The organism is Rhodanobacter sp. DHG33 (genome assembly GCF_014843005.1).
Classification (GTDB): Bacteria; Pseudomonadota; Gammaproteobacteria; order Xanthomonadales; family Rhodanobacteraceae; genus Rhodanobacter_A.
The window spans coordinates 322,418-341,867 of the sequence record NZ_JACYXM010000003.1 but is presented as its reverse complement, the minus strand read 5'-3'; the positions used below and the strand labels follow the sequence as shown (position 1 = coordinate 341,867).

Genomic DNA, 19,450 nt, shown 5'->3' with positions numbered 1-19,450 from the left:
ACGTACGGGCAGACGGTTAGCTTACCGGAATCGTGCCGCGCGACTGCTGCCTCCGTCACTCCCACGCCAGCACGCTAGCGGCATGAGCATCCGTGACTGGCCTGTAGGCGAACGCCCCCGCGAAAAACTCCTGGCGCGCGGCAGCAGCGCCTTGTCCGACGCCGAACTGCTGGCCGTGCTGCTCGGCAGCGGGGTGCGCGGCAAGGACGCGATCGCGCTGGGCCGCGAGCTGCTGACCGGTGCCGGCGGCCTGGGCGCGTTACTGAGCCGGCCCGATGCTTCGGTGCGCACGACCGGACTCGGTCCGGCGAAACGCGCCCGCATCAACGCCGCGCTGGAACTGGCACGGCGCAGCCTTGCCGAGCGTCTACATCAGCAACCCGTACTCGCCAACCCGCGCGACAGCGGCGATTTCCTCCATGCCCGGCTGCGCCATCTGCCCTACGAGGTGTTCGCCTGCCTCTACTTGGACAACCGCCATCGCGTGCTGGCTTTCGAGGAGCTGTTCCGCGGCACGGTCGACGGCGCCAGCGTCCATCCCCGTGAAGTCGTACGCGCCTGTCTCGCCCACAATGCCTGCGCGGTGATCTTCGCCCACAACCACCCCAGTGGCATGGCCGAACCCAGTGCGGCCGACCGCGCCGTCACCTGCGAACTGCGCGATGCCCTGCAACTGGTGGGCGTGCGCGTACTCGACCATCTGGTGATCGGCCATGGCGTGCCGGTATCGATGGCCGCACGTGGCCTGATCTGAGCCAGCCGCAAGGCAACGCCACGGCAGCAGCCGAAGGGTGACCGCCAAAGTGGCGATCGCAAAAAAACGGCGCGGGATGAGCCGCGCCGTGGATGCCGATTCCGGGGAGGGGAATGTCCGGCATATCCGCGTGTCAGTTAGGAGGGGAGTTCCACCGACACCCGGGCAGTGTGGCCATGTTGCATGACAGCACCATGACGATGTTGCACTGCAGCCGTGACCGCCAAGTGACCCTTTACTTATGCACAACTGCATGGAGCGGGCACTTGCGGGCACCTGCGCAGCAATGGTCTTAAACATGCCTCACATTTAATTGATTTATAAATCTTTTTTCCAAAGAATGCCGCGTGGCTACACAGACGATGCCGCTGCAGTCGCCTTGGCCCGTTTTTTCCTCACAGACTTATCCACAGATACGCAGCCATACCGCGCTTTGGCTGTCGCGACTCCGCGGCGAGCCGCCCCGGCTGGCCTCTCTGCTAGGATTGCCGGTTCCGTTTCCCGAAGCCGCCGCGCACGTGAAAGCCCAGCTGCACGAACTGATCCTCGGGGCCATTGAGGCCCTGCAAACCCAGTCCGCCCTGCCCGCCGACCTGGCACTCCCCGGCTTCGTGATCGAGCGCACGCGCAGTCGCGAACACGGCGACTTCGCCTGCAATGCCGCCATGCTGCTGGCCAAGCCCGCACGTGCCAAGCCGCGCGAACTGGCCGAAAAGCTGGTGGCTGCGCTACCGGCCAACGATTTGCTGGCCAAGGTCGAGATCGCCGGCCCCGGTTTCATCAATTTCTTCCTCGCTGCCGACGCCAACCAGTCGCAGGTGCGCCGCATCCTTGAACAAGGCGCCGGCTACGGGCGCAACGCGCTGGGCGCGGGCCGCACGGTGGGCGTGGAGTTCGTTTCGGCCAACCCCACGGGCCCCTTGCACGTGGGCCATGGCCGCAACGCGGCGCTGGGCGACTGCGTGGCGCGCCTGCTGGAAGCCAGCGGCTGGAACGTGAAGCGCGAGTTCTACTACAACGACGCTGGCGTACAGATCGCCAACCTCGCCGTTTCCACGCAGGCGCGGGCGCGTGGCCTGGCTCCCGGCGACACCGGCTGGCCGGAAGACGGCTACCGCGGCGACTACATCGCCGACGTGGCCAAGGCTTATCTCGCCGGCAGCAGCGTCACCGTGGAAGGCCATACCGTCACTGGCGCGAAGGACGCGGAGAACCTCGACGCGATCCGCGCCTTTGCCGTGGCCAGCCTGCGCCACGAACAGAATCTCGACCTGCAGGCCTTCGGCGTGGGCTTCGACGTGTACTTCCTCGAATCCTCGCTCTACACCGACCGCAAGGTGGAGGAGACCGTGCGCGAACTGGTCGCCCACGGTCACACCTACGAGGAAGGCGGCGCGCTGTGGCTGAAGACCACCGACTTCGGCGACGACAAAGACCGCGTGATGCGCAAGTCGGACGGCACGTACACCTATTTCGTGCCGGATGTGGCTTACCACCTCAGCAAGTGGCAACGCGGCTACGGCAAGGCGATCACCGTGCTGGGCTCCGACCACCACGGCTCGCTGGCGCGCGTCAAAGCCGGCCTGCAGGCGCTGGATGCCGGCATTCCCAAGGGCTATCCCGACTACCTGCTGTACCAGATGGTCACCGTGATGCGCGGCGGCGAGGAGGTGAAGATCTCCAAGCGCGCCGGCAGCTACGTCACCCTGCGCGACCTGATCGACGAGGTGGGCCGCGACGCCACGCGCTACTTCCTGATCTCGCGCAAGGGCGACTCGCAGCTGGTGTTCGACATCGACCTCGCGCGCTCGCAGACCAACGACAATCCGGTCTACTACATCCAGTACGCCCATGCCCGCGTGTGCAGCGTGCTGCGCCAGGCCGGCGAGAAAGGGTTCACGCTGGATCAGGACAATGGCCTCAAGCAACTCGCGCGGCTGGACAACGAGCATGAACAGGTCCTGCTGACCGAGCTGTCGCGCTACCCTGAAGTGGTGGAAGCGGCGGCAGCCAATCTTGAGCCGCATCTGCTCGCCGTATGGCTGCGCGAACTGGCGAACGCATTCCACACCTACTACAACTCGCACCAATTCCTGGTCGAAGACAAGGATCTACGCGACGCCCGCCTCGCCCTCGTGGTGGCAACCAGGCAGGTATTGCGCAACGGTCTGGATTTGCTGGGCCTGGGCGCCCCGGAGAGCATGTGATGGCAGCACGCAAAGGCAAAGGTCGGCAGGCGGTACGCAACAGCGGCGGCGGGTTTCCCACCTGGGCCGCGGTGCTTGTCGGCGTCCTGATCGGCGCGGTGGCGCTGGCGGTACTCATGCGCCACTCGCTGATGCCGATGGCGCCGAAGGACGGTCCACAGGCCAATCCTCAGGCCACGGCCGCGGCGCCCAGCGACGCCGGCGCGGTGGCGCCGGGCAATGCCGAGAGCGCGCCGAAGAAGCCGCAGTTCGACTTCTACTCCGTGCTGTCGGAGAAGGAAGTGCGCATCCCGGATGCCGAGCTCAGCGCGCAGGCCAAGGCCGAGCAGCAACAGAAGCAGGCAGCGGCCACGCCGACGCCCAATGCCGCGCCTACTGCGCCGGCCGCCTCGCCCGCACCCACCGGCAATGCGCCGGTCGCCACCCAGAACGTGGTGGCGGCACCCGCTGCCGCCATACCGAAGCCTTCGGCGAGCAGCGGCTACTTGCTGCAAGTCGGTGCCTTCCCCAATCCCTCCGATGCGGAAACCATGAAGGCCAAGCTCGCCATGCAGGGCTTCGTGGCCAACGTGCAATCGGTCACCATCAACGGCCAGACCTTCCATCGTGTGCGATTGGGGCCGTTCCCCAGCGCCAGCGCGCTGGAGGCGACCAAGCAGCGCCTCAGCGGCGCCGGCATCAGCTCGATCGCGCTGAAGGAAGGCAAGTAAGCCACCCGCTTCGTCGAGGCACACCCGCATGAGCATCAAGACCGCCTGGATCACCGGCGCCACCGCCGGTTTCGGCGCAGCCACGGTGGAACGCTTCGTGGCCGGCGGCTGGCGCGTCGTCGCCAGCGGCCGCCGCGCCGAGCGCCTGCAGAAGCTGGTGGACGCGCATGGCGCCGACAAGGTGCATGCCGTCGCCTTCGACATCCGCGACGAAGCCGCGTTGCACACTGCCGTGGCCGGCCTGCCGGCGGATTTCGCCGATATCGACCTGCTGGTGAACAACGCTGGCCTCGCACTGGGTACCGCACCGGCACAACAGGCCGATCTTGCGCAGTGGAAGCAGATGATCGACACCAACGTCACCGCACTGGCGACGATGACCCATCTACTGCTGCCCGGGCTGATCGCGCGCCGCGGCGCCATCGTCAACATCGGCTCCATCGCGGGCACCTACCCGTACCGCGGCGGCAACGTGTACGGCGGCACCAAGGCCTTCGTCAGCCAGTTCACGCAGAACCTGCGCGTGGACCTGCATGGCACCGGCGTGCGCGTCACGGCCATCGAACCGGGCATGGCCGAAACCGAGTTCACGCTGGTTCGCACCGGCGGCGACCAGGGCGCCTCGGACACGTTGTACGCCGGCGCCCATCCCATCGTCGCAAGCGACATCGCCGAGACGATCTGGTGGATCGCCAACCTGCCGCCGCATCTCAACATCAACCGCATCGAGGTGATGCCGGTGAGCCAGTCGGCGGCGGGCCTGCAGGTGCATCGCGGCTGAGGCAAGCCTCGCACGGAAGTGTGCGCGACGACGAGTCGGCCACGGGAGCGGTGTTCCCTCGTCCTGTTCCGGTACGTGAATCCGATGCTCAACCAGAGCCGCGCTTTGCGCGGGTAATCGCGATCAGTCGATCTCGGCCACCGGAACTCCGTACTCAGCGCCCAGCGCACGATGATGATCCTTGCCCCAGGTCGCCAGTGCGTTTAACGCTGGCCGCAGGCTACGGCCGAATCCGGTCAATCGGTAGTCCACGCGTTGCGCGTGCGCATCGCGCACGCCGCGGCATATCAATCCGTCCGCCTCGAGTTGCCGCAACTGCTGGCTGAGCACCTTGTGCGCCACCTGCGGCATCGCCGCCTGAAAATCGCTGAAGCGACGATGCCGTGTCGACAGCAGCCACAGAATCATCGGCTTCCACTTGCCGTGAATCAGGCTCAAGGTCACGTCGACAGGACAGGCAAAGGTTTTTCTGCGGGTAGTGATCAAGCGAAACCCTCGTGATGGCGAGCAGGTAACTTTTCGGTGCGTATCTTTCCGCATGCAGGCGGACGGAGAATGCAACGCGGTTCCCACGATTCATCTGCGAGGGCAAAGCATGATCGTCGAATACATCCGCTACAAGATTTCCCCGTCGGACGCGCCACGCTTCGAACAGGACTATGCGGAAGCTGGACAGAGCCTGGATGCCTCCACGCACTGCCTGGGCTACGAGCTGGCGCGCTGCATCGACGAACCAGGCAGCTACATCCTGCGCATCCAGTGGGACTCGGTGGAAGGCCATATGCAGGGCTTCCGCGGCAGCCCCGAATTCCGCGCGTTCTTCGCGGCCATCAAGCCCTACGTCGGCATGATCGAGGAGATGCGCCACTACAACGTGACGGCGGTGCAGCGGGCGAAAGCGCCATGAGCGACGGCACGACTCCCACCCTCTACGAATGGGCCGGCGGCCTGCCTGCCCTGGAGCGTCTCACCGACATCTTCTATCAGCGGGTGCCGGACGATCCACTGCTGGCTCCCTTGTTCGCCCGCATGGATGCGCACCATCCACGCTTCGTGGCGCTGTTCCTGGCCGAAGTCTTCGGTGGCCCGGCGTCCTATAGCCAAGAGCGCGGCGGTCACCACGGCATGCTGTTGAAGCATGTGGGACGACACCTGGACGAGGCGCAGCGTGCGCGCTGGATGGCGCTGCTGCTGGAATGCGCCGACGCCGCCGGTCTGCCGGACGATCCGGAATTTCGCTCCGCTTTCGTCGGCTACGTGGAATGGGGCACGCGACTGGCCGTGCTCAACTCGCACCTCGACCAGGCACCAGCCGATCAGGCACCGATGCCCCGTTGGGGCTGGGGCGAGACCGGCGGTCCCTATCAGGGCTGATGCACGTCGTGTGACACGAACGGCTGTTCGGCCGCCGGCAGGTCCAGCCATCCGGGCTGCGCCAGGCTGCGGTGCATGTCGTCCAGCCCGCTCTGCCAATGGCTGCGCATGCTGGCGGCGCTGAACTCGTAATCCCGGTAATGCCCCTCGCAAGGCCGGTCCTGGTAGATCAGGTGGACCAGGTTCACCAATGCGCCGCGCGCCTCGCGTTCGGCGCGGCGATACTCGGGATCATCGCGACGCTCGGGCGGCACCAGCGCCATCAGCTCCTTCAGCAGGCGCTGGCGGCGGCGGTTCTCGCGCATGTATTCCGTCATCAGCCGGGTGCGGCTGGAATACTGGATCTCCTTGCTGCGCTCGGCCACCCCGGCCAGGTCACGCGGCAACTCGCCCTGCGCGCTCCACAGGTCGACCTGGAACACCAGCATGTCGCGCTGCGGCCGCTCGGTGAGCACCGCGTAGAGCGGTGTGTTGGACACCACGCCGCCGTCCCACCAGAACTCGCCGTCGATCTCCACCGCGGGGAAGCCCGGCGGCAGTGCGCCGGAGGCCATGAAGTGCTCCGGCCGCAGGCGTTCCTTGGTGTTGTCGAAATAGGTGAAGTTGCCGCTGCGCACGTTCACCGCGCCCACCGACACGCGCATCGCGCGCGCGTCGTTGATGCGGTCGAAGTCGGCCAGTCGCTCCAGCGTGGCGCGCAGCGGCGCGGTGTCGTACCAGCTCGCGGTGGCAGGCGTGGCATGCGTCTGCAGGAACGGCGGCGGCACGCGCGGATGGAAGAAACCCGGCTGGCCCTCGACCAGCGCCCGCCACGCGGCAAGACCGCTCAAGCCGCTCTGCAGCGGCAACGGCCAATGCCCGGCATCGAGCCATGGCGATGTCGGCCAGATGGCCGGCTGACTGATCGCGTCCCAGAACGCATGCAAGCATTCGACGCGGCGCTCCGGCGGATTGCCCGCGATGATCGCCGCGTTCAATGCACCGATGGAGATGCCGGCGATCCAGTCTGGGCGCAGCTGCGCCTCCTCCAGCGCCTCGACCACGCCGGCCTGGTAGGCGCCCAGGGCGCCACCGCCCTGCAGCACCAGGGCCACGCATGCATAGTCGCGCGCCACCTGTGCGGCAAGCGACTTCGCTACCCCGCCTGCCGCGCGGCTCACTGCATGTACCAGCCGTGGCTCACCACGATGCTCTGCCCGGTCAGCGCGGCGCTGGGAAAGGTGGCGAGGTAGAGCGCGGTCTGCGCGATGTCCTCGACCGTGGTGAACACGCCGTCCACGGTGTCCTTCAGCATCACGTTCTTGATCACCTCGGCCTCGCTGATGCCCAGCTCCTTCGCCTGCTCGGGGATCTGCTTCTCCACCAGCGGCGTGCGCACGAAGCCCGGGCAGATCACGTGCGAACGCACGTTGTGCGCCGCCCCCTCCTTCGCCAGCGTGCGCGCCAGGCCCAGCAGGCCGTGCTTGGCGGCGACGTAGGGCGCCTTGAGCTTCGACGCCTCGTGCGAGTGCACCGAGCCCATGTAGATCACGATGCCGCCGCGATCGCCCTTGTACATGTGGCGCAGCGCGGCGCGCGTGGTGAGGAAGCCGCCGTCGAGATGGATCGCCAGCATCTTCTTCCAGTCCGCGTAGCTGAACTGGTCGATGGGATTGATGATCTGCACGCCGGCATTGGAGATCAGGATATCCAGGTGGCCGAACGTCGCGACCACCTTGTCGGTACCGGCATCCACCGCGGCTTCGTCGGTGACGTCCATGGCGACACCGATGGCCTTGCCGCCGGCGGCGTTGATTTCCGCGGCAGCAGCGTCCGCAGCCTGCTGATTGATGTCGCAGATCGCCACCGCGGCACCCTGCTTCGCGTACAACTCGGCAATCGCCTTGCCGAGGCCGCTGGCCGCGCCGGTGATGAGGGCAACCTTGCCGTCGAGACTGCTCATGGGGGAACTCCGGGTGGGGGAGTCCGCATTGTAGGCAGTGTGTGTGACGGTGCCATCAGACTTTCGCGCAGGGACGCACGTCCTGCGACAGAGCTTGGCGTGGCCCATGGATCCGAGCCAGCGCGCATAGGGCGCACTCTATGGAGCGCGCCCTATGAAAACGGACTCAGTGCGTATCTTCGGCGAGATAGGTGTACGCCGTGAGGCCGCCGTCCAGCGTGGCGTACAGCGCATCGGCGTCGCTGCCCGCAATGCCGGCGGCGGCGATGCGCTCGCGGTAGCTGGCGCGCAACGTGGCGAGGTCGTAGCCCACGTAGTCCAGCATCAGATCGGTGGTGTCGCCGCGGCGCTTGTGCGCGAACACCCAGCCGTCGCCGTCCGCGCGCACGTTCACCGCGTCGGTGTCGCCGAACAGGTTGTGGATGTCACCCAGCGTTTCCTGGTACGCGCCGACCATGAAGATGCCGAGGCGGTAGCTCTCGCCGTCCTTCAGCGCGTGCAGCGGGAGCGAAACGTCCACACCTTCGGCGTCCACGTAGTGGTCGATGCGGCCGTCGGAATCGCAGGTGAGGTCGACGATCACGCCGCGTCGCGTGGGCTGCTCGTCCAGCCGCGCGATGGGCGCGATCGGGAAGATCTGCTCGATCGCCCAGATGTCGGGCACCGACTCGAACACCGAGAAATTGACGAAGTACTTGTCCACCAGCTTCTCGTCCAGCTCGTCCAGCGCGGCGCGATGCGAGCGTTCGCCGGGCAGCAGGCGCCCGCGCACCGCGTTGGCGATGGCGTAGTACATCTCGTCCAGCCGCGCGCGGTCGGCCAGCGTGAGTTGGCCCAGCGCATACAGCGCCTGGCCTTCGGCGAGGTGGTGCTGGGCCTCGTGGAACAGCTCCAGCGGCGGCCGCTGGTCGAATTCATCGTGCACTTCGCGCAGGCGACGCAGCACGGCCGGCTCGTCGGCGCCCGGCGCGGGGATCGCGCCTTGCGGCACCTCTTCCACCTCGCTCACGTTGACCACCAGCACGGCATGGTGCGCGGTCATCGCGCGGCCCGCCTCGGTGAGGATGTGCGGCGCCTTGAGGCCTTCCGCCTCCACCGCCTCGGCCAGCGACTGCACGATGGTGGCGGCGTACTGCTCGATGGAGTAGTTGATCGAATTGTGGCTGCGCGAGCGCGAGCCTTCGTAGTCCACGCCCAGGCCGCCACCCACGTCGACGATATCCAGCGGCACGCCCATGCGGGTGAGCTCGACGAAATAGCGGGTGGCCTCGCGCATGCCGTTGGCGATGTCGCGCACGTTGGAGATCTGCGAGCCCATGTGGAAATGCTGCAGCTTCAGCGTGTGCTTGAGGCCGGCCTGGTCCAGCCGCTCGATCAGGGTGAGCACCTGCGCCGGCGAGAGACCGAACTTGCCCTTGTCGCCGCCGGTGTTCTGCCACTTGCCGGCACCGATGGAGGCCAGGCGCACGCGCACGCCGAGCAGTGGCTCCACGCCCAGGGTCTTCGCCTCGGCGAACACGTGGTCGAGCTCCGATAGCTTCTCTATCACGATGTGCACGCGCAGGCCGAGCTTCAGCCCGATCAGCGCGAGGCGGATGTATTCGCGGTCCTTGTAGCCGTTGCAGATCACGATGGAGCCGGGCCGCGCCATCGCCAGCACGGCCATCAGCTCGGGCTTGGAGCCGGCCTCGAGGCCGAAACCCTCGGTCCCCGCGGCCACCAGCTCGCCGGCCACGCCGCACTGCTGGTTCACCTTGATCGGATAGATGGCCGTATAGCCGCCCGCATAGCCCCACTCGCCGATCGCCTTGGCGAACGCGGCCTGCAGGCGCGCAAGGCGGTCGGCGAGGATGTCCGGGAAGCGCACCAGTAGCGGCAGGCGCAGGCCCTCGGCACGGGCACGCTCCACGATGGCCGGCAGCGACAGCGCCGGGCCGCGCGCACCGTGCGGGCGTATCGCGATCTCGCCGGTATCGCCGACGTCGACGTAACCGTCGCCCCAGTGGGCCACGGCATAGGTGTGGCGGGCATCGGCCACGGTCCAGGGCTTCGACATGGGAAGTCTCCTTGTGCAAACGGAAAGAAGGCATGTCGTCGCAGCGGCGAGCCTTGACGCAGGTAAGCACGAAGGGCCGGAAGCCTCGCACGCCGCGGGGCCCATCGCACCAGCCGGCGCGCGCCGCGCACCGGAATCGCCATTGTAACAGCCCATCCACGACAGCTCGGCTACAATGGGCGGCCAAACTTCGCGTCCGACCCCAGGAACACCCATGTCGCAGCAGATCAGCTGGTTCACCGAGGCCCACCAGGCTTCCGGCTCCTCCATCGGTTTCCGCACCGAGCAACTGCTGCACGCGGAGAAGACCCCGTTCCAGACCATCGAGATCCACCAGACCACCGACTGGGGCAAGCTGATGGTGATCGACGGCTGCGTGATGCTGACCAGCCGCGACAACTTCCTCTATCACGAGATGATGACCCACCCGGCCCTGTTCACCCATGCGCGCGCCAAGCGCGTGGTGGTCATCGGCGGCGGCGACTGCGGCACGCTGCGCGAGGTGCTCAAGCACGAGGAAGTCGAGCACGCCGTGCAGGTAGAGATCGACGAGCGCGTCACGCGCCTGGCCGAGCAGTACTTCCCCGAGCTGTGCGAGTCCAACAACGACCCGCGCGCCGAGCTGCTGTTCATCGACGGCATCAAGTACATGGCCGAGGCAGAGCCGGAGTCGATCGACCTGGTGATCGTGGACTCCACCGACCCGGTGGGTCCGGCCGAAGGCCTGTTCAACGCCGCGTTCTACGCCAGCTGCTTCAAGGCACTGCGCCACGGCGGCCTGCTGGTGCAGCAGAGCGAATCGCCGCTGGCGCACATCGAACTCATCAAGTCGATGCGCGCGGCCATGCGCACCGCCGGCTTCAGCGCCGTGAAGACCCTGCCGTTCCCGCAGCCCTGCTACCCCACCGGCTGGTGGAGCTGCACCATGGCGCGCAAGGGCGGCGACCTCAGCGGCTTCCGCGAGCGCGGCGCGCTGAGCAAGAACTTCCCCACCAAGTACTACAACGCCGAAATCCACAAGGCCGCGTTGGCCCAGCCGGAATTCATGCGCGAAGCCCTGGGCGAATAAATCCGGGCGGGGCAAGTCCGCTCAGAACAGCTTCGCGCGCTCCTTGGGCAGCAGCACCAGAACCAGCGTCGCCAAGGGACCGAACAACAAGGACACCAGGAACCACAGCAGGCCGCTGCGGTTCTTGCCTTGGGCCAGTCCCGCGTTGATGAGCGCCAACGTGCCCCAGCCGGCAAACCACGGCGCGCCATCGGCAAAACTCGAAAAATGATCCACAGCTGTCCTCCGCCCCCTGTATGGGTGGAGCGCGCGTGTGCGCGAACGAGCGGCCATCCTAGCAACCAAGCCGCGGGCGAAGCCGCCATGCCCGACCGCGACTCAGAAACCGTTCAGAGCATCCTCAAGGCACCGCCGCTAAGCTGGCGGTTCCGTGATCGCTGGAGCACCTCATGCGTGGATGGCACCGCTTCGCCCTTGCCGGCGCCCTGTCGCTGATCGCCGCCACGGCGGCGGCGGACGATACGAACCCGCCCGCCGCGGCTTCGTCCCCGGCGCCAGCCGCCGGCAATGCGCGCGACCAGGCGTTGCAATCGTTCCAGCGCGACATGGTCAGCGTGCTGGCGCTGCGCGCCACGGCGCAGCCCCTGCTGGGCGCCGCCTTGCTGGCGCGTCCCTTGCCGAACCAGACCAAGACCAGCAGCTTCCACGCGCTGATCAACCGCGCCGCCGCCGCCAGCGACTCCGGCGCCCCCGTACAGTGGGTGCGCCTTGGCGACTGCGACTCGAAGGCAAACACCTGCCCCAATGACAGCGCGCTGCGCAAACTGACGGTGGAAGCGCCGGACAACGCCGCGGTGTGGCTGCTCAAGCTTGGCATCGACACCCGCGACATGAAGCCCGCCGCCGCGCGCGCCGACCTGGCCGCGGCCGCCGCCGGCAAGATCTACGACGACTACACCGGCAGCAGCATCGCCGCACTCGCCAGCGTGGTGGATGCGCTGCCGCCGCCACCGGCCACGCAGGGGGCAGCCGGCCCGGTCGGCGTGCAGGCCCTGATCGTGCTGGCCAACGCCCGGCTGCAACCGCAGCCCGCGCTGCCGCCGGTGGCCAAGATGTGCGAGAACGCCGGCAGCGACGCCGCGCTCAAGGCCGACTGCCTCAAGGTCGCCAAACTGCTCGAATGGGGCTCCAGCCCGCTGTCTCGCTCGCTGGGCCTGCATCTGTACGAGGTGCTCGGCGACTCGGCCGAACAGGCCAACGCCCAACAGCAGCGCCGCGACCTGATCTGGCAAGTGCAGAACTATTCCCAATTGGCGCTGCGCGCGCAGGACAACGCCGCGTTCGCCCAGCAATTGCTGGCCACCGCCAAGCTGGGGGGCACCGAAATGAGCCAGGTCATCGCCGTGCTGCGCGCCAGCGGCATCTCGACCACCGCACCCAGCAGCTGGCAACCGCCGTCGTCCGGAGCCGCGCAGTCCGCCCCGGCATCGGCACACTCCCCATGAGGAGCCGCACCAGTTAGGCTTGGCCCACCTTCGCGATGAGGTGACCCCATGCTTACGACGCTGGTGGCAAGCAGCAAGGGCGGGTGCGGCAAGAGCACACTGGTGACGCAGCTGGCGTCGCACTGGGCGCAGGCTGGGCAGAACACCGCCATCGTGGATGCCGACCGCCAGGGCTCCAGCTACCGCTGGGCCGGCCGCCGCCCCGACAACGTGCCCGGCGTGCTCGGCCTGGAAGGCGGCCGCAAAGGGCTGCAGAAGGTGCCTTCGGACACCCAGCAGCTGCTGATCGACACCCCCGCCGGCGTCAGCGAGCGCGAGCTGGAGCCCTTCATCGACGTGGCCAACGTGCTGCTGGTGCCGGTGCTGCCGTCCAGCTTCGATCTCGACGCCACCACGCATTTCCTCGGCGAACTGCAGGCCATCAAGCGCATCCGCAACGGCAAGCTGCCGGTGGCGCTGGTGGCGAACCGGCTCAAGCCGTGGACGCGGGCCAGCCAGGATGCGGTGGAGCAGCTGGCCGCCGAGTCGCCCTTCCCCGTCGTCGCCCAGCTGCGCGACAGCCAGGCCTACGTGCTGCTGGCCGCGCTGGGCAAGGGCATCTTCGATTACCAGTCCGAACAGGTGCGCAGCCACCAGGAAGACTGGAAGCCGCTGCTGCGCTGGATCAAGCGCCAGGCCTGACCCTCATTCACCGGAGCCATCCATGCACGAACTGATCCTCCTGCGCCATGCCGAAGCCTTGCCCGCCGACGACGGCGACGACTGCCAACGCCCGCTGAGCGAGCACGGCCGGCGCGAGGCGCAGGATGCCGGCACGTGGCTGGCCAGCCACGGCGCGCGACCACAGCGCGTGCTGTGCTCGCCGGCCCGCCGTACCACGGAAACCGCGCAGCTGGCACTGGCCGCCATGGCCAACCCGCCGTCGCTGCAGGAGGCCGCCGAAATCTACGACGCCACGCCCGGCGAACTGCTGGCCCTGCTCGACCAGCACGCCGATGCCGGTACCGTGATGCTGGTGGGCCACAACCCCGGCATCGAGCGGCTGGTGGCACTGCTGGTGGAAGGACGTTCGGACGAGTTCCGCGGCATGCCGCCGGGCGGACTCGCGGTGCTGCACCTCGGCAGCCCGCTGGAGCCGGCCTGCGCGCGGCTGGATGCGTTCTGGTCGCCGCGCTGAATCCTCCCCGCACCCTACGCGGAAAAGCCGTTCGCGCCGAACCCGGATGAACGGCATTCCACAAAATCGAAAGGCTGCCGCAACCCGCACTCTCGACCCTTCGATTGCCCACACTTGGCGCTACACCCAGGACGAACGGATTTTGGGATAGCTTCCACCCTACGCCCGGGGCATGACGCCTCGCCCATGCCATCGTTCATGTCGTTCCGCCGGTTACCGCTGCTTTCCGTCCTGCTGCTCGTCGCGCTGCTGCAAGGCTGCACGCTGAGCCGCGCGCACATCCGCGAGGCCGGCGACATCGTCGCCGCCAGCCCCGGTCGCGCGGACACCTGCCAGCAGGCCGACCGCTGCGCCAAGCCCTCGCCCCTGCTGGCCGCCGCGCAACAGGCGCTGGCCGATTCCACCCCCGACCACCCGGTCAACACCGTCGCCCTGCTCGATGACAGCGAAGCCGCGCTGGCCGCACGCATCAGCCTGATCCGTGCCGCGCAGCACAGCATCGACGTGCAGACCTACATCTGGGACGAGGACGACATCGGCCAGCTCGTGCTCGACGAACTGGTGCAGGCGGCCCGGCGCGGGGTCAGGGTGCGCATTCTCGCCGACCAGCTGTTCTCCTTCGGCGACCTCGCGCTGCTCGACCGCCTCGCCCGGGTCAGCCCCCATCTCGAGGTGAAGCTGTACAACCCCACCTTCCACGATGCGCAGACGCCCCCGCTGCAGTTCGCCGCTGGCGTCGTGTGCTGCTTCATGAAGTTCAACCAGCGCATGCACAACAAGCTGCTGCTGGTGGACGACACCATCGGTATCACCGGCGGCCGCAACTACCAGAACCGCTATTTCAACTGGGATCCCGACTTCGACTACCTCGACCGCGACGTGATGGCCGGCGGCCCGGTGGGCAGGGAAATGGCCGACAGCTTCGAGCTGTTCTGGAACCACAAGCGTTCGGTGCCGCTGATCCGCCTGCGCGACGTCAACCGGCGCATCCGCAGCGACGCCTCGCCGCCCGGCTGGCTCGCACCGCACTACACCGATCCCGTGCGCGTGGCGCGCGCGCAATCCGAGGCGGAAAACCCGGACTGGTTGGCCGCGTGGATCGGCGACGACACCTTGCGCGTGAGCCAGGTGAACTACTTCAGCGACCTGCCCGCCAAGACCGACGAACCGCACAAGCGCGATGCCCGCGACTTCACCGCCCAGCTGATGCACATGGTCGCGGACGCCAAGCACGAAGTGGTGCTGCAGACGCCTTACCTCGTGATGAGCCGCCGCGCGCAGGACATCTTCAAGAAACTGCACAAGCAGGACCCGGCGCCCGACATCATCGTCTCCACCAACTCGCTGGCCGCCACCGACGCGTTCGCGGTCTACGCGCTCTCCTACAAACACCGTCGCCGCTACCTCACCGAATACGGCTTCCAGATCCACGAACTCAAGCCGCATGCCGACAGCGCCGAGGAAGCGTTCGAGGAAGCCAACGAGACCGAAGACGACGGCCCCGCCGGCACGCCCCTCGCGCTGGCGGACAAGACGCGCCGCTACCCCGGCAACGAGCGCCGCCCCGGCGTGTTCGGCCGCGGCGGCAAGCGCAACCGCCCGGCTCCCCTCCACAGCGGCGGCCGCCGCTACAGCCTGCACGCCAAGTCGATGGTGGTGGACGACAGCTTCGCCATGGTCGGCTCGCACAACTTCGACCCGCGCTCCGACCACTACAACACCGAGGCCGGCGTGATCGTGCAGGACCCGCGTTTCGCCAGCGAAGTGCGCGACTCCATCCTCGACGACACCCTGCCGCAGAACGCTTGGACCATCGGCAAGCGCGAGCCCACCATTCCCGTCCTCGGCGACATCAGCCTGGCCATCGGCGACATCTCCGCGCGCCTGCCGCTGTTCGACCTGTGGCCGTTCCGCTACGCCACCAGCTACGAGATCAAACCCGGCTGCATTCCGCTCGCTCCCGACAACCCGAAGTTCCGGCAGTGCTACACGGCGGTGGGCGACTTCCCCGACGTGGCGATCTCGCCGAAGCTGATCTATACGCGGCTGATCACGGCGTTCGGGGCAGGCGTGAAGGGCGTTTTGTGAGGGGATAGGGCGGCTCCGGCGCCTCCCCTGCTTCGGCAGGCGGCTGGACGCCTGCCGCGGAGAATCCTTTGCCGCAAAGGGCAAAGTCACCCAGTCACAGCGCCTGGGCTACCTGCTGTCCGCTTCCCGTGGTGAACCGCATCGGCAGATCCCCGCTGAAGCCCTCCGGATGATCGGCCGGCACGGCGAAGCGCCAGTTGCGCACCGTGGCGAGGGCATGGGCGTCGAGCACCGGATCGCCGCTGGACTCGGCCAGCGACGCATCGATGACGCGGCCGCCGCCGTCGATGGCCAGATGCAGCAGCACGCGGCCCTGCAGATGGCCTTCCATCTGCGACCACGATGCCGCTACCTCCGGCATGGACACCGGCACCAGTTCCGGCGGCGGGACGACCGGCGCCGCCTGCACGACATCCACCACGGGCGGCAGCACGGCGCGGTGCACCACCGCCACGACATGCGGTTGGCTTGATGCGCGGCGGCGCGCCGCCCGCGCAGCCGCGATGCGATGCGCCGGAGGCGCAAAACCCGCCACGCGCTCGCTGGGACCGGACCAGCCGGTACCGAAACCGCTCAGCCATTGCGTGCCGGCGACGCCGACGCCCAGGGCGAGCAGACTCAAGGTGACGGTGGTTCGCAGACGCAACATGCGGCCTTTATGCCCCAGCGCGGGCTAATCGCGGCTGAAGGCGCCCCGCCGTCAGCGTTCGAGGATCGCCGTAACGCCCATGCCGCCTGCCGTGCAGATCGAGATCAGGCCGCGCCCCGAACCCTTCTGTTCCAGCATCTTCGCCAGCGTGGCGATGATGCGCGCGCCGGTGGCCGCGAACGGGTGGCCGGTGGCGAGGCTGGAGCCGTGCACGTTGAGCTTGGCGGGATCGATCGCACCCAGCGGCGCATCCAGCCCCAGGCGGTTCTTGCAGTAATCCGCGCTCTCCCATGCGCGCAGCGTGCACAGCACCTGCGCGGCGAAGGCTTCGTGGATTTCGTAATAGTCGAAATCCTGCAAAGTGAGACCGTTGCGCTTGAGCAGGCGCGGCACCGCCACGGTGGGTGCCATCAGCAGGCCCTCGCCGTGCACGAAATCCACCGCAGCCACCTCGGCGTCGCGGAACCAGGCCTGCACCTTGAGGCCGCGCTGCGCCGCCCACTCCTCGCTGGCCAGCAGCACGGCAGCGGCGCCGTCGGAAAGTCCGGTGGAGTTGCCAGCGGTGAGCGTGCCCTGGCCCGAGGTTTTGTCGAACGCGGGCTTGAGCGAGGCCAGTTTTTCCAGCGTGGTGTCGGGGCGCAGGAAACCGTCGCGCGCCAGGCCGCGGAACGGCACGATCAGGTCTTCGAAGAAGCCGGCCTCGTAGGCGGCGGCCAGCTTGTGGTGGCTGTCCAGCGCCAGCCGGTCCTGCGCCTCGCGCGCGACCTGCCACTGCTTCGCCATCTGCTCGCAGTGGTCGCCCATCGACTTGCCGGTGCGCGGCTCGGCCACGCCGGGAAAGGAGGGCTTGAGTTCCTTCAGCGAGAAACGATGCAGCGCCACCTTCAGCTTGTCCAGCGGCGTCTTGGCGCGGTTGATCGCCAGCAGGCGCTTGCGCAGCCGCGCGCCGTACACGATGGGCACATCGCTGGTGGTGTCCGAGCCGGCGGCGATGCCGGCATCGATCTGGCCCACCGCGATCTTGTTCGCCACGATGATCGCGTTGTCCAGCGAGGTGCCGCAGGCACGCGCCGTGGTGATGCCCGGCGTCGTGGGCGCCAGGCCGGAGGAAAGCAGCGCCTCGCGTGCGAGGTTCCAGTCCGAGGCGTGCTTGATCACCGCACCCAGCGCCACCTCGCCCAGCTCCAACCCATGCAGGCCGAAACGCTCCACCAGCGACCCCAGCACCTTGACCGACATGCCGAAGTTGCCCACGTCGGCGTAGGCGGTGTTGTTGCGACAGAACGGGATCCGCACGCCGCCGATTACGCCCACACGCCGTTGCATCTTTTCCATTCCGGAAATCCGCCAGAGATTGCCTGCAAGGCTAACGCGCCCCGCCACGACGCGGAAGCGCAACGGGCCACGCAAACGGAAATTCGTTCACCGGGCCCGATCGGCGCGCTACCGGGGCTTGGCGGGCCCGCTTGCTAGAATGGCCGTTTTCCCTCGCGGATTTCCCTGCCGTGGAAACCTCCCCTCTGATCGCCCTGCCCATCGTGCTCGCGCTGGAGCCCGTGGCCGGCAGCGCCCCCAGCGCCACCCTGAGCCGCGACGAAGCGGACGCGCTGGCCAGCCTGGTCGCCGCCGACCTGCATGCGTTGCTGCCGCAGGTGGAGCAGGCGCGGCTGGTGCTGGCCGGCGCGTTGTTCGATCCGGTGGAACTGCTGCGCCCCGGCTTTCCGGTATGGGCGACGCTGGACGAGCTCGGCCGCCGCGTGCCGCGCGCCGGCGTGGCGCAGGTGGTGGCGTTCGGCAGCCATGAGGGCCACATGCCCGCGCAGCCGCTGGAGCCCTCGCCGCATTACGCCGATGGCCCGATGCGCCTGCTGCCGCTGTCGCTGCTGGCGCCGCAGGAGCTGGCCGAGGAACTCGCCGAACAGATCGAAGTGCAGCTGGTCGGTCGCGGCGAAGCCGGCGCGCACACCGCCGACTGGCTGATGCGCACGCTGGGCGTGCGGCTGGAACACGCGCGCTACCTCAGCCGCAACGACCTGCTGGCGCTCACCTGCGTGCAGTACGAACACGTCAACCTCGCGCCGCTGTGGAGCCTGCTGGAAACGGCCCTGCTCACGCCGTACCGCGAGGAAAGCGTGCTCAGCGCACGGGGCCTGGCACTGCGCTACGAGAACGGCCGTGTGCTGGCGCAATCGCCCGCCGAATGGCTGGCGGCGCAAAGCGGCGACATGTCGGAACGTGCGCACGATTTCGCCGGCATCGTGTTCGAGCTGCGCCAGTACGCCGCCCTGCTGGACGCCCACGTGCTGCCGCTGTGTCTGCAGTCCACGCCGGACGGGAAAGGCGAAGCCGGTTGGCTGCTGGAACCCATGGCCGACGCCGACCCGCGCCACGAAGCGCCGCAGCTTTATGCCCATGAAGCACCCGGCCTCGGCGTGGTGGCCGTCACCGCGGCGCAGCGCGGCGAAGGCATCCGCCCCCGCGTGCTCGCCCACGGCTATCCCCTGCAGCCGCGCGCCCTGGGCCCGCTGCTCGCCGCGCTGACCACCCGCTACGGCTGCGTCGCCGAATTGCAGGCGACCGGCCGCATCGTGCTGGATGAGCATGGTCAGCTCGCTGCACCTTCCGCCTCGGTGCACTGAAACCGGACAGCAGCCCTCAAAGCACCTGCTCGTACATCTCGTAATGGCAGCGCCGCATGCCGAGCCGTTCGTAGGTCGCCTGCGCGCGCCCGTTCTCCGTTTCCACGTACAGCCGCAGGCTCGCCGCCTTCGCAGCACGGGCACGACGTTCCACTTCCGCGTACAGCGTACGGAATGCGCCGTCGCGCCGCGCGTCGGGCACCACGTACACGCTCTGGATCCACCAGTAGTCGCCGTTGCGCCAGTCGCTCCATTCGAACGTGACCAGCAGGCCGCCCACCGCTACGCCATCGCGCTCGGCGACGAGATAGAAGCCGCGCTGCGGCTGCTCGAACACGCCGCGCACCCCGCGCTCCAGTACCGCCGCGTCGAGTTCGAGACCTTCGGTCTCGCGCGCCATCGCGGCATTCCAGGCGCACAACGCAGGCGCATCGGCGAGCGTGGCGGGACGGATCGACAGTGTCATCGCGGCGTTTCCGGCATGGCAAGGTCTGCATCGTAACCTGCGCCGCGAACGACCCAGCCGCGGCCCATCAATCTGCTTCGCGCGGAAGAGACC

20 protein-coding genes are annotated in these 19,450 nt (G+C 67.9%); 12 read left to right on the top strand and 8 right to left on the bottom strand.

Features of this window, described 5'->3' with window-relative positions; all coding sequences use genetic code 11:
* Positions 1-82: 82 nt before the first annotated feature.
* The 4 genes from radC (at position 83) to IHE46_RS07825 (ending at position 4,452) form a co-directional block, all read left to right on the top strand.
* Entirely contained in the window at positions 83-754 is a 672-nt protein-coding gene (gene radC, locus IHE46_RS07840; protein ID WP_192164070.1) for a DNA repair protein RadC, read from the top strand.
* A 518-nt stretch (positions 755-1,272) separates the two neighbouring features.
* Positions 1,273-2,961, top strand: coding sequence for an arginine--tRNA ligase (gene argS, locus IHE46_RS07835; protein WP_192164069.1), 1,689 nt, complete (start codon positions 1,273-1,275; stop codon positions 2,959-2,961).
* On the top strand, positions 2,961-3,671 hold the full coding sequence (locus IHE46_RS07830) for an SPOR domain-containing protein (RefSeq protein WP_192164068.1): 711 nt from the start codon (positions 2,961-2,963) through the stop codon (positions 3,669-3,671). The genes argS and IHE46_RS07830 overlap by 1 nt, the downstream gene beginning before the upstream one ends.
* Positions 3,672-3,699: 28 nt before the next feature.
* Positions 3,700-4,452: an SDR family NAD(P)-dependent oxidoreductase gene (locus tag IHE46_RS07825; RefSeq protein WP_192164067.1), complete on the top strand. Its 753-nt coding sequence runs from the start codon at positions 3,700-3,702 to the stop codon at positions 4,450-4,452.
* Positions 4,453-4,575: 123 nt separating this feature from the next.
* On the opposite strand, the gene IHE46_RS07820 is transcribed toward IHE46_RS07825, so the two are convergent.
* Complete coding sequence (locus tag IHE46_RS07820) at positions 4,576-4,938, bottom strand: helix-turn-helix domain-containing protein (protein WP_225562874.1); 363 nt, start codon at positions 4,936-4,938, stop codon at positions 4,576-4,578.
* Positions 4,939-5,047: 109 nt separating this feature from the next.
* On the opposite strand from IHE46_RS07820, the gene IHE46_RS07815 reads away from it, so the two are divergent.
* Positions 5,048-5,359: an antibiotic biosynthesis monooxygenase family protein gene (locus tag IHE46_RS07815; protein ID WP_192164066.1), complete on the top strand. Its 312-nt coding sequence runs from the start codon at positions 5,048-5,050 to the stop codon at positions 5,357-5,359.
* On the top strand, positions 5,356-5,826 hold the full coding sequence (locus IHE46_RS07810; protein ID WP_192164065.1) for a group II truncated hemoglobin: 471 nt from the start codon (positions 5,356-5,358) through the stop codon (positions 5,824-5,826). Before IHE46_RS07815 ends, IHE46_RS07810 begins: the two co-directional genes overlap by 4 nt.
* Here IHE46_RS07810 and IHE46_RS07805 read toward each other — a convergent pair.
* The 3 genes from IHE46_RS07805 to speA all read right to left on the bottom strand — a co-directional run bounded on the left by IHE46_RS07805 (position 5,817) and on the right by speA (position 9,824).
* Positions 5,817-6,986, bottom strand: a complete 1,170-nt coding sequence (locus IHE46_RS07805; protein ID WP_343229999.1) for a patatin-like phospholipase family protein — start codon at positions 6,984-6,986, stop codon at positions 5,817-5,819. The genes IHE46_RS07810 and IHE46_RS07805 overlap by 10 nt on opposite strands.
* Positions 6,983-7,768: a 3-hydroxybutyrate dehydrogenase gene (locus IHE46_RS07800; protein WP_192164064.1), complete on the bottom strand. Its 786-nt coding sequence runs from the start codon at positions 7,766-7,768 to the stop codon at positions 6,983-6,985. The genes IHE46_RS07805 and IHE46_RS07800 overlap by 4 nt, the downstream gene beginning before the upstream one ends.
* 166 nt (positions 7,769-7,934) lie before the next feature.
* Positions 7,935-9,824 (bottom strand): arginine decarboxylase, encoded by a 1,890-nt coding sequence (speA, locus tag IHE46_RS07795; protein ID WP_192164063.1) that lies wholly within the window; start codon positions 9,822-9,824, stop codon positions 7,935-7,937.
* Between the two features lie 214 nt (positions 9,825-10,038).
* Between speA and speE the strand changes: the two genes are divergently transcribed.
* Positions 10,039-10,893, top strand: a complete 855-nt coding sequence (gene speE / locus IHE46_RS07790; RefSeq protein ID WP_192164062.1) for a polyamine aminopropyltransferase — start codon at positions 10,039-10,041, stop codon at positions 10,891-10,893.
* A 21-nt stretch (positions 10,894-10,914) separates the two neighbouring features.
* Here speE and IHE46_RS07785 read toward each other — a convergent pair whose 3' ends face one another.
* Positions 10,915-11,109: an antitermination protein NusB gene (locus IHE46_RS07785; RefSeq protein WP_192164061.1), complete on the bottom strand. Its 195-nt coding sequence runs from the start codon at positions 11,107-11,109 to the stop codon at positions 10,915-10,917.
* A 173-nt stretch (positions 11,110-11,282) separates the two neighbouring features.
* On the opposite strand from IHE46_RS07785, the gene IHE46_RS07780 reads away from it, so the two are divergent.
* The 4 genes from IHE46_RS07780 to IHE46_RS07765 all read left to right on the top strand — a co-directional run bounded on the left by IHE46_RS07780 (position 11,283) and on the right by IHE46_RS07765 (position 15,603).
* The gene (locus IHE46_RS07780) at positions 11,283-12,338 is read left to right on the top strand and encodes a hypothetical protein (RefSeq protein ID WP_192164060.1); all 1,056 of its coding nucleotides are present in this window, start codon (positions 11,283-11,285) and stop codon (positions 12,336-12,338) included.
* Between the two features lie 48 nt (positions 12,339-12,386).
* Complete coding sequence (locus IHE46_RS07775; RefSeq protein WP_192164059.1) at positions 12,387-13,019, top strand: ParA family protein; 633 nt, start codon at positions 12,387-12,389, stop codon at positions 13,017-13,019.
* Positions 13,020-13,041: 22 nt separating this feature from the next.
* On the top strand, positions 13,042-13,515 hold the full coding sequence (locus IHE46_RS07770; RefSeq protein WP_192164058.1) for a histidine phosphatase family protein: 474 nt from the start codon (positions 13,042-13,044) through the stop codon (positions 13,513-13,515).
* 198 nt (positions 13,516-13,713) lie between these two features.
* Positions 13,714-15,603, top strand: a complete 1,890-nt coding sequence (locus IHE46_RS07765; protein WP_192164100.1) for a phospholipase D family protein — start codon at positions 13,714-13,716, stop codon at positions 15,601-15,603.
* Between the two features lie 94 nt (positions 15,604-15,697).
* Here the strand turns inward: IHE46_RS07765 and IHE46_RS07760 are convergent, their stop codons facing one another.
* Entirely contained in the window at positions 15,698-16,252 is a 555-nt protein-coding gene (locus tag IHE46_RS07760) for an energy transducer TonB (protein ID WP_192164057.1), read from the bottom strand.
* A 51-nt stretch (positions 16,253-16,303) separates the two neighbouring features.
* Complete coding sequence (locus IHE46_RS07755) at positions 16,304-17,587, bottom strand: acetyl-CoA C-acetyltransferase (RefSeq protein WP_192164056.1); 1,284 nt, start codon at positions 17,585-17,587, stop codon at positions 16,304-16,306.
* Between the two features lie 170 nt (positions 17,588-17,757).
* On the opposite strand from IHE46_RS07755, the gene IHE46_RS07750 reads away from it, so the two are divergent.
* Positions 17,758-18,891, top strand: coding sequence for a hypothetical protein (locus IHE46_RS07750; RefSeq protein WP_192164055.1), 1,134 nt, complete (start codon positions 17,758-17,760; stop codon positions 18,889-18,891).
* A gap of 16 nt (positions 18,892-18,907) precedes the next feature.
* Here IHE46_RS07750 and IHE46_RS07745 read toward each other — a convergent pair whose 3' ends face one another.
* Positions 18,908-19,357, bottom strand: a complete 450-nt coding sequence (locus tag IHE46_RS07745) for a GNAT family N-acetyltransferase (protein WP_192164054.1) — start codon at positions 19,355-19,357, stop codon at positions 18,908-18,910.
* Positions 19,358-19,450 lie beyond the last annotated feature (93 nt).

Coding starts and splice junctions, on each gene's coding strand:
- radC (WP_192164070.1), top strand. CDS start 83: ATGAGCATCCGTGACTGGCCTGTAGGCGAACGCCCCCGCGAAAAACTC.
- IHE46_RS07830 (WP_192164068.1), top strand. CDS start 2,961: ATGGCAGCACGCAAAGGCAAAGGTCGGCAGGCGGTACGCAACAGCGGC.
- IHE46_RS07825 (WP_192164067.1), top strand. CDS start 3,700: ATGAGCATCAAGACCGCCTGGATCACCGGCGCCACCGCCGGTTTCGGC.
- IHE46_RS07815 (WP_192164066.1), top strand. CDS start 5,048: ATGATCGTCGAATACATCCGCTACAAGATTTCCCCGTCGGACGCGCCA.
- IHE46_RS07810 (WP_192164065.1), top strand. CDS start 5,356: ATGAGCGACGGCACGACTCCCACCCTCTACGAATGGGCCGGCGGCCTG.
- IHE46_RS07800 (WP_192164064.1), bottom strand. CDS start 7,768: ATGAGCAGTCTCGACGGCAAGGTTGCCCTCATCACCGGCGCGGCCAGC.
- speA (WP_192164063.1), bottom strand. CDS start 9,824: ATGTCGAAGCCCTGGACCGTGGCCGATGCCCGCCACACCTATGCCGTG.
- speE (WP_192164062.1), top strand. CDS start 10,039: ATGTCGCAGCAGATCAGCTGGTTCACCGAGGCCCACCAGGCTTCCGGC.
- IHE46_RS07780 (WP_192164060.1), top strand. CDS start 11,283: ATGCGTGGATGGCACCGCTTCGCCCTTGCCGGCGCCCTGTCGCTGATC.
- IHE46_RS07775 (WP_192164059.1), top strand. CDS start 12,387: ATGCTTACGACGCTGGTGGCAAGCAGCAAGGGCGGGTGCGGCAAGAGC.
- IHE46_RS07770 (WP_192164058.1), top strand. CDS start 13,042: ATGCACGAACTGATCCTCCTGCGCCATGCCGAAGCCTTGCCCGCCGAC.
- IHE46_RS07765 (WP_192164100.1), top strand. CDS start 13,714: ATGTCGTTCCGCCGGTTACCGCTGCTTTCCGTCCTGCTGCTCGTCGCG.
- IHE46_RS07760 (WP_192164057.1), bottom strand. CDS start 16,252: ATGTTGCGTCTGCGAACCACCGTCACCTTGAGTCTGCTCGCCCTGGGC.
- IHE46_RS07755 (WP_192164056.1), bottom strand. CDS start 17,587: ATGGAAAAGATGCAACGGCGTGTGGGCGTAATCGGCGGCGTGCGGATC.
- IHE46_RS07745 (WP_192164054.1), bottom strand. CDS start 19,357: ATGACACTGTCGATCCGTCCCGCCACGCTCGCCGATGCGCCTGCGTTG.